This is a genomic window from Streptomyces sp. NPDC055287, assembly GCF_053646035.1.
Window position 1 is genome coordinate 1 of the sequence record NZ_JBSHNE010000094.1, and the last position, 8445, is coordinate 8445.

The 8445-nt window shown below is 65.9% G+C and carries 9 protein-coding genes and 2 pseudogenes; 7 read left to right on the top strand and 4 right to left on the bottom strand.

Annotation, left to right across the window (positions count from 1 at the left end):
- The first annotated feature begins 217 nt into the window (after positions 1–217).
- Positions 218–409 carry a hypothetical protein gene (locus ACWIHY_RS39760; RefSeq protein ID WP_454381585.1) on the top strand — a complete coding sequence of 64 codons (192 nt, stop codon included), beginning with the start codon at positions 218–220 and terminating at the stop codon, positions 407–409.
- An 89-nt stretch (positions 410–498) separates the two neighbouring features.
- Positions 499–1353, top strand: a pseudogene (locus tag ACWIHY_RS39765) (PP2C family protein-serine/threonine phosphatase); the annotation flags it as partial.
- 302 nt (positions 1354–1655) lie between these two features.
- Here the strand turns inward: ACWIHY_RS39765 and ACWIHY_RS39770 are convergent.
- The gene (locus tag ACWIHY_RS39770; RefSeq protein WP_454381587.1) at positions 1656–2060 is read right to left on the bottom strand and encodes a hypothetical protein; all 405 of its coding nucleotides are present in this window, start codon (positions 2058–2060) and stop codon (positions 1656–1658) included.
- Between the two features lie 227 nt (positions 2061–2287).
- On the opposite strand from ACWIHY_RS39770, the pseudogene ACWIHY_RS39775 reads away from it, so the two are divergent.
- The 4 genes and pseudogenes from ACWIHY_RS39775 to ACWIHY_RS39790 form a co-directional block, all read left to right on the top strand.
- A pseudogene (locus tag ACWIHY_RS39775) lies at positions 2288–2859 on the top strand (transposase domain-containing protein); the annotation flags it as partial.
- Positions 2860–2900: 41 nt separating this feature from the next.
- Positions 2901–3209 carry a hypothetical protein gene (locus ACWIHY_RS39780; protein WP_454381600.1) on the top strand — a complete coding sequence of 103 codons (309 nt, stop codon included), beginning with the start codon at positions 2901–2903 and terminating at the stop codon, positions 3207–3209.
- On the top strand, positions 3206–3469 hold the full coding sequence (locus tag ACWIHY_RS39785; RefSeq protein ID WP_454381589.1) for a hypothetical protein: 264 nt from the start codon (positions 3206–3208) through the stop codon (positions 3467–3469). Before ACWIHY_RS39780 ends, ACWIHY_RS39785 begins: the two co-directional genes overlap by 4 nt.
- A gap of 288 nt (positions 3470–3757) precedes the next feature.
- Positions 3758–4836, top strand: a protein-coding gene (locus tag ACWIHY_RS39790; RefSeq protein WP_454381591.1) for an IS630 family transposase whose coding sequence is annotated in 2 segments (ribosomal slippage) — positions 3758–4259 and positions 4259–4836 — 1080 coding nt in all. Because the reading frame shifts where the segments join, the coding sequence is not laid out codon by codon here.
- Between the two features lie 123 nt (positions 4837–4959).
- On the opposite strand, the gene ACWIHY_RS39795 is transcribed toward ACWIHY_RS39790, so the two are convergent.
- On the bottom strand, positions 4960–5481 hold the full coding sequence (locus ACWIHY_RS39795; protein WP_454381593.1) for a hypothetical protein: 522 nt from the start codon (positions 5479–5481) through the stop codon (positions 4960–4962).
- On the bottom strand, positions 5454–6221 hold the full coding sequence (locus ACWIHY_RS39800) for a hypothetical protein (protein ID WP_454381595.1): 768 nt from the start codon (positions 6219–6221) through the stop codon (positions 5454–5456). Before ACWIHY_RS39800 ends, ACWIHY_RS39795 begins: the two co-directional genes overlap by 28 nt.
- Positions 6222–6486: 265 nt before the next feature.
- Here ACWIHY_RS39800 and ACWIHY_RS39805 point away from each other — a divergent pair, with 265 nt between their 5' ends.
- Positions 6487–6681 carry a hypothetical protein gene (locus tag ACWIHY_RS39805; protein WP_454381597.1) on the top strand — a complete coding sequence of 65 codons (195 nt, stop codon included), beginning with the start codon at positions 6487–6489 and terminating at the stop codon, positions 6679–6681.
- 236 nt (positions 6682–6917) lie between these two features.
- Here ACWIHY_RS39805 and ACWIHY_RS39810 read toward each other — a convergent pair whose 3' ends face one another.
- Complete coding sequence (locus ACWIHY_RS39810) at positions 6918–8324, bottom strand: hypothetical protein (protein ID WP_454381599.1); 1407 nt, start codon at positions 8322–8324, stop codon at positions 6918–6920.
- Positions 8325–8445 lie beyond the last annotated feature (121 nt).

The window sequence follows — 8445 nt, forward strand, 5'->3', positions numbered from 1 at the left end:
ATCGCGGTGTCCAGGCCGGACTTGCGGACCGTCTCGACCAGCAGCACCGCCCCGGCCTGCGAGACCGCCCCTCTGCCACGGCCCTCGACGCGGACACGCGGGTACAACCCGATACGCTTGCTCACCTGGAGAGTGCTTCTTTCCGTGCAGCCAACAGGATCCTAGACAAGTCCCATCGTTGCAGGTCAGAAGCACTCTCTGCTTATTTGATCAAGGCATGGACGAGGACGCTCATGAAAGCGCGCGGTTAGCCTCGCGCATCGTCATCGGTGGTGGTGCGCATCAGGTGCGCGCCAACGCGGACGATGCACCGCACCGTGCGCATCGCGGGGTGCAGTCCACCGCCCACTCCTTGATCACACAGGACGGACAGCGGATACAGGTTGGTGTAGCCATGGCCCTGCGCTGACGTCTTGGTCCTCTCCCGAGCCCGGCGGCTGGATCGTGCGTAGATTGGAGGTGCAGGCGGTCGCGCTCACAGGTCACGGAGAGCGTGTGATGACAGCGGACGTTGATTTCACGGCGTTCTTCGACGCCACACCGAGCCCGTACCTCATGCTGGACACGGACCTGGTGATCCGCTACGCCAACACGGCATACCTGCAGACCACCGGCCGGTCCAGAGACCAGCTGATCGGGAAGTATTTCTTCGACGCCCTGCCGGCAAATCCCGGCACCCTCGATGACACTCAACAGGACCTGAAGGCGTCATTGCGCCGGGTCCTGGACACCGGGAAATCGGACACCTTGGTGCTGCAGCGGTACGACATCCCTGCCCTCGACCAGCCAGGCGGGTTCGAGGAGCGATGGTGGTCCGAGATCCACACCCCGATTCTCGGGCCTGACGGCAAGGTGAGGTGGATCGTCCAACGGGCCGAGGACGTCACCGCCTTCGTCCACTCACGCCTGGCACGCCAGCTCACCGAGGAGTTCACCGAGCGGGAGAAGGGCATGGCAGCCGAGCTGTACGCGCGGGCGGGCGAGCTGGACCGGCTGAATCAGGAACTGCGCCAGGCCCACGCCCGTGAACGGCAGGTCGCCGTCGCCCTGCAGGAAGCCATGCTCTCCGCCCCCGACCTGGAGCACCACACTCACAACATCGCCGTGCGCTACCTGCCCGCGACCACATCACTGAACGTGTGCGGCGACTGGTACGACGTCGTCGACCTGCCACCCGACCGCTACGCCGCGGCGGTCGGAGACGTCGTCGGCCACGGCCTGCACGCCGCCGCCGTCATGGGCATGCTCCGCAGCGCCCTGAGCGCGGTCATCCGTGCCACTCCCAGTCCCGCCCAGGCCCTGGAGGTCCTCGGTCTGTACGCCCGCTCCCTGGACGGCGCGACGGCCGCAACCCGCTGCGCCAGCACCACAGCCGCCCGCTGCGCTTCGCCGATCGCCGCACGCAGCTGCTCGGTCAGCCGGACCGCATGTACCCGGCCCACCGGCTCCAGCCGTGAGCCCATGGATCGCCTTCCCCCGCCGCTACCTCTCTGAAGAGAGCATGGCCACCGTCTACGCCACCGCCGACACCGAGGCCCTCCCCGGCACTACCGAGGGCTGATCCCCTCCATCACGGCAGGGGGACACGATCGACTAAAACCGCTCATGTGCGATGCCGGACCATGTGCAGCTCACCCGGCCGCGCGGCAACCGGGTCAACTCGCTGGGCTGGTCAGGACGCAGTTCGGATAATCGTTGTCCGGATCGCCGATGGCGGTCCAGAGCTTCAGGACCTTGCCTTGCCTCAAGGCGGCGTAGGAGTCGGGCTCCCGCTCACCCGTTTCGGGGTGAGCGACGTCGAAGGTCACACCGACAAAGCTTTGCCTCTTGTTGGAGCCTTGCTCCCAGGTGCCTGTTCCGGACCCGGTCAAACCCTCGTCCCAGCGGTAGGCAATGCAGACTTTATCGGCGATGAACGTCCCGTCCGGCTTCAGCGTGAGGGTGCCATCGTGGGCATCGGTCCACGTGGTCGCAAGTTCGGCCGACTTCAGAACGACCGGTTCGCCTTCGGGCGGCGGCATGACGGTCAACCTGCCGCAGGCCGTCAGGGCGAGGGCCATGGCGACCAAGATCAGCGCAGTACGACAGGAACGCAACACACTCAACCCCTAGCGGGTTCCGCAGGCCGTGCGTGCGCGACCGATGGGCTCAAGAACTCATGCCGTACCCTGGCACAGAGTTTGAACACGTTCAAGTCGTAGTTGACGGCGGCCACTCTTCACGAGGCGTGAGGCGGTACGGCAGCGAAGTACCGCAACCACAGCGGCCGATCGCGGTCGGGCCGCAAATAGCCCATGGATCACCTTCTCCGCGAACCGCTTCCTGGCCCGGCCGGTTCGCGCCCGGGCATCTGGGGGAGCTGACGGCCGTCGTGCCGTTCGAGCTCATCGACGCGGTCCTGGCGGAGACCCGCTCGGTGCAGAGACGACTACGTGATCTTCCTTCGCGGGTCGGGATCTACTTCCTGCTCGCGATGTGTCTGTTCCCTGAAGTCGGCTACCGGCTGGTCTGGGACAAGCTGACAGCCGGGCCGGCCGAAGTGCCGGTGGCCTCCCCGACTCCGAAAGCCCTGCGTGATCTGCGCCGACGACTGGGCGGTGCGCCGGTACGGGCATTATTCGAGGTTCTCGCGGGGCCTGTGGCCCGGCCGACGACACCCGGTGGCGGTTCGGGCCGTACCGGACTGTGTCATTCGACGGCTGCAGTTCCCAGAAGGCCCCCGACTCCGGGCGAAACAGGGCTTGGCTGGGGCGAACCTCCCATCACGGCTATCCCACAATGGAGTTGATGACGCTGGTCGAGACCAGCACACGGGCCTTGCTCGGCGCGGTCTTCGGGCCCACCGCCGAGGGCGAGACCACGCCGTACGCGGCCTGCCCCACCCGAACGGAGCCCCGCCGGTGTCTGAAGAACCGATCTACGAAAGCCCTGACGCGCAGCTCGCCCGCCTGGTCGCCGCGCTGGAGCGCCTCGCAGAGACCCAGGACATCCTGGACCGCACCGAAGCGCTGGCCGTACGACAGCGTCAGCAGGTCGAGCAGTCCCGCACCCAGCTGCTGGAGAAGCTCTCCCGCGTCCAGGACGACCAGAGCGCTCTGCTGGGCCACCACGGCGAGATGCTGGCTCAGCACGGCCTGATGCTGGTCCAGCACGGCGAGATGCTGACCGAGATCCTCACCATCCTCCGCGGCACGAACACCGCCCGGTGACTGCCGGCCTCGCCGCCGTCATCGAGGGCCAGGCCGCGCTGCGCCGTGAGGTCCGCGACGGGTTCACCGCGGTGAACACCCGCCTGGACGGCCTCAGCGGCCAGTTCGACGGCATGAGCCTGCGCGTGGACGGCCTTGACCGCAAGGTCGATGACCTGGGCCAGAAGCTCGACATTTTCATCACCGAGCAGCGCACCATGAACGCGACGCTGGTCAAGCTGCTGTCCGGCATGATCGGCAAGGACACCAGCACGGGCTGAAGGCCTGCGTGACCGGGGAGGGCCGCTACGTACATGTAGCGGACATGCTCGACGAACTCGTGCGGGACATCGAGCGTGGAAGGATACGGAACCAACGAAGCCCCCCGGCCGTCGGCGTGTTGAGTGAGATCACCACATCAACGACGAGGGGCTTCGCCACGTCACCGCCCCTGACCGGCACGCTTCACCCGAGAGCCCAGGATGAAAGACGTTACTGACTTCAGCTCGTTGGGGTGAATCGTCGCGAAGTCGCTGATGGGCGTGGGTGGGTGGCTGTATCCGTGGTGTGTGAGATATGCGGATGGGGGAGGGCTGACTCCTACGGGACGCCGGCGCCGGGAGTCGGTACGGATGCAGGCGGCTGAACTGTTCGAGCAGGAGATCAAGCCGTCGGAGGTCGCACGGCGGCTGCGGGTGAGCGTGAAGTCGGCCTATCAGTGGCACCAGTTGTGGCGGGCGGGCGGTGTTCAGGCGTTGGCCTCCCGCGGTCCGAGCGGGTCGCGGTGCCGCCTGTCCCCGCGGTGCCTGGAGAAGCTGGCCGCATATCTGGAGCAGGGGCCGGCTGCGCATGGCTGGGTGGAGGACCAGGTGTGGACCGCGGCGAGGGTGGCCACGCTGATCGGCCGGAAGTTTCACGTCTCTTACAGCGTCTCCGGTGCCACCCGGTTGATGCACCGGCTGGGCTTCAGCCCGCAGGTCCCCGCCCGGCGGGTTGCCGAGCGCGACGAGAGGGCCGTGAGCGTGTGGCGGGAGGCGACCTGGGCGGAGGTAAAAGGGCCCGGGCGGCCTGCGGGGGCTACGTCTGCTTCGAGGACGAAGCCGGGTTCACCCGCAGGCCGCCCCGGGGACGGACCTGGGGCCGACGCGGGATCACCCCGGTCGTGACGGTCAGCGGCCGGCGTTCGGGACGGTTGTCGGTGGCCGGCCTGATCGCGATGCGGCCGGGTTCCCGGACCCGGCTGTGCCACCGACTGCGCACCCACCCCGCGGGCAAAGGCACACGTCGCAGCATGGGAGAGCGGGACTTCATCGCGCTGGTCGACGGAGTCCACCAGCTCGTCAGGGCACCGATCGTGCTGGTCTGGGACCGCCTGAACACCCACGTCTCCCGCAGGATGCGAGAACTCGTGGCCGAGCGTGAGTGGCTGACAGTGTTCCTGCTGCCCGCCTACTCACCCGACCTGAACCCCGTCGAAGGCGTGTGGGCCCACGTCAAACGCAGCCTCACCAACCTCGCCGTCACGGCACTCGACCAGCTCGAAGTCCTCGTCCGCAACCGCCTCAAACGCCTTCAATACCGGCCCCACACCCTCGACGGCTTCATAGCCGGCACCGGCCTGACCCTCGAGACATCAGCCTCACCCTGACAAGCCGAAGTCAGTAACTGGTCGCGGGCGCCGCGCCTGATTCGTCATCTCAGCCCCGAGAGAACCCTCAGCACCGGGAAGGGGCCGCCAGCAAGCTGACGGCCCCTCATCGCAAGATCGAGATTAGAGGTGCACTCTGCTGATTCGCCAAGCAGTTGCGCCAGTGCTGTTGTCAGTAGCATCAACATCGAGCTTGATCCGCTTCGGGGCATCGGAGATCCTCAGATATGAGACAGCCCCGTCGCACGTCAACATCTCACGCTTTTCGACCTTGTTGTACTTGAGTACCATTTGCGCTTTACCCGTGCCCACGCACACGACGGCAAGTTGATACGACTTGCCCTTGTCAAGGAGGGGCCGTGTGTGGATTCCATCGACGAGTTGCTCCGAACCGGCCTCAACGAGATCGGCATCCTCTACCGTATCGTTATTGACCGCTTCCATTGCCTGTTTCTCTAGCTTGAGGAAGCGTTTATCGGAGCTGCTTGACGAAGCTGAAGACGAATCCGTAGGCCGTGGCTTAGGTTCGCTGACTGGGTCGGAGCTGCAGCCGCTGATCAGCAAGAGGCTGAGACCGCTTCCCGCGAGTGTCATCACTCGGCATGCGGCGCTGCGTCTCAGGATGCGGTGTGCCACCAGCGCCATCCGGTCTCCTTCGTGGGTGTCTTGCCAGAACCTGACTTGAGCTTGACTTTGCCGCAGCGGTTCGCACTGGTCTTGTACTTGGCCCAGCTGATCTTGTAGCCCCAGGAACCGTACTGCAAGTGACCATACCGATCCGCGGGGATGGGGTGCTCGTAGGTGTGCCCTGTTACTATGCTGACTTCGCCGGTGATTTTCCCGCTTATTGTGGCCTTCGCCTTGAAGATGACGGCATCGAACTCGGCTTCACCCGACGTTCCGATCTCGGCGGCGATCTTACCGGCCTTCTCGACCTTGACGATCATCTTTCCGCCCGGGCCGTCCTTGAAGCTGGTCCCGTTCCACCAGGACGGCACATGGACCGCTTTCTTGCTGGTAATGGAGTACCAGGTCTTGATGGGGTTGTCGCAGGCCAAGGGCCCGTTTTCGCCCTGTGTCCCCTCACCGGAGGCCGTCGACTCGGAGACCTCCGGAAGCGCATCCAGATTCCGCTCCTCGGCCAGCTGGCTGGCGCTCATCACAGGTACGGGGCGGAAAGACGGCGAGATGTCCACGGTGGCGACGGTGGAGTCTGCTTCGACCTGTGCGGAAGAGCCTCCGTCGGTCGGCCCCCCCACTGTCCAATCGGAAGGATTTGGACCCTCGGCCGCTGAATCCGCGCGGGCGGGTCCAGCAAGCACCGATACGGCGATGAGTGCGGCCGTAATCGGGATAACCCGACGAGTCTGAAATTTGCTTCTCATGGTGAACTCCCCCTCTTCTGGCGCCCGTTGAGGGCGGCAGGAAGGACACTAAGGGTCTCACCTTCCAGACGTATGGGGAATGTGTGAATCTTGAGGTGTTCTTGAGCTTGAGGCCTTACCTCCTATCCTCGGTGAGGCCGGCGAAGAAGCTCGGAGTGATGACCTGCGGGTTTTTGTCGGTGGTGGTTCGGCGTTGTGATGTCAGTGGGTAAGTAGCGGGCCCTCTGCTGTTCAGTGGGTTGTCATGGGTGACTCGACTGCTGTCATGGATGCCGATCTGGTGCTGACGTTTTTGGTGATTATGCAGGTCAGTTGGTTGCCGATCGGTACAGCATGGGGTGTGTTGTCGCTGGTCAGGGCCGTGGTGGCAGGGTGTCAGTTACCTGTGCAGTTGCCGCACGAAGGTTTGCTTGAGCAGCACTGCGGTAGTTCCATCGGCGGGTCCGCAGTGAGGCTGTGAACTCGCATGACGCGGCGCGATGCAGCTCAGCGAGGGCGTCGCCCTGTCACCTCTTCCCATCGATCGCGGGCGGTGTCGAGCTCGGTCTGCGTCTTGTTGAGCGGCTCGTTGTTGCTGTGACGAGTGGTCACCTCATCCAGCACGTGGCGTGCCACCGCACTGGGCCTTCCTGCCTCCGGACGCCAAGGCGCCGGGACCAGGCGCGTGAGCGAGCCGGGAGCCGTCGGCTACCGCGCTTACGCTTCGCGGGTCGCGGCTGTCAACGTGCTGCGGAGTTGGCTGACGGTACGCCGCCACCGGCGGGCCCCGGTGCCGTCGGAGTCGAACCAGGCATCGGTGGACTGCAGGTCCTCGAGTTCGTCCAGTTCCGTCAGCAGAGACGAGCTGTCCTGACGCCGTACTGTCGTCCTGCCGAGGGTCTGTGTGAGGTCGTGCAGGCGGTGTGCCGCGCGGTAGTAGGCGACCTGGGTTTCGCTGAGGCGGCGGATGGCGTATCCGCCGCACTTGCTGCACGGGTCGAACCTGGTGTTCTGCAGGAGCTGTTCGATCGTGACTAGGTCGTCGTCGCTGGCGACTCCGCGGTCCCGGAGATGCCGGCATGCGGGGGAGTGGGCCCGGCCCTCGTACTGCCCGGCGGCGTCCGTCGTATAGACCTGTACCGGTGTGAGGACTCCCAGCGGAAGGCCCGAACCGCTGCCTGTGTCGGAGGCCGGCTCGAACGGTTCCAAATCCAGCTGCTCCATGGCCAGCAGGCCGTGCCAGACATCTCTGGTGAAGGGGCCGAGGCGACGGCCCTCGTCTTCGTACCTGCCGTCGAGTTCCCGCAGGTCCCGCACCCCGCGGGCCAGGGCCAAGGATCGCAGGGCCCTGTCGACGTCCTGCCGCCCCTTGTACAGGCGCACAAGCAGCCGTTCTCCCTCTCCTGTGCTCAAGCTGCGGCCGAAGTCCGGGTTACGGGAATTGTGGACACGCGGCAGCCACACGCTTTCCCCGTCCGGCGCGCCGTCCGCCGAGGCAGCGTCGCGCTGGGCCTCAACGAGCCTGCTGGGCAGGTCATCGGCGCCGGCGATGATGACGCCCTCCCATCCGGCAGCGCAGCGCTGCTCCAGGACGGTCAGCGCGATGACCTCCGGCCCCGCCGTCATGGAGAAGACGAGATAGAGCTGGTCGGGATCCCGGGAGGCGAGGCGCAGTGCCCGCAGGTGCGCGGCAGTGACCGGGCGCCTGTCGCTGACCGGGGTGTCGTCGAACACCCCTGGACCCAAAGGCTGTTCCTTCTCGGGCGTAAGTTCCGGCGCGGCCGCCACCGCCTCGTCCTGCGCAATGCAGGAGAGCGCCGACCCGTTCCGCGACAGGAGCCGGGCGGCCACAGGCTCCGGCACCCGCAGGGCCACGGTGAACTGCTCCCAGTGCGTTTCGACGGCATACGAGGCCAGGACGCCCAGCTCCCATTCCGTGAGACGGCTGAGCGGGGAATCACCGTAGACGCGCCGCTCTGCAGCGTCAGGATGAGGCAGGCGAGCGATCAGCACTCTCTCTGCCTGGCCCGATGCGGTGCCCTTCTCCGCCTCGGCCTGCCATTCGGCAAGCAGCAGCCCGGCGCGGGCCAGCATCTCGTCTCGCTCCTTGCGCCGGCCGTTCATGCCGTCTGTCAGGTAGTGGGCGAGATTGAAGTTTCCCCGTGATCTCGGACACTCAATGTCTACGCCGCGAGGGCGTGCTGTTGCCGCTGCCTGGTCTCGGCTGGGGTGAGGTAGCCGAAGA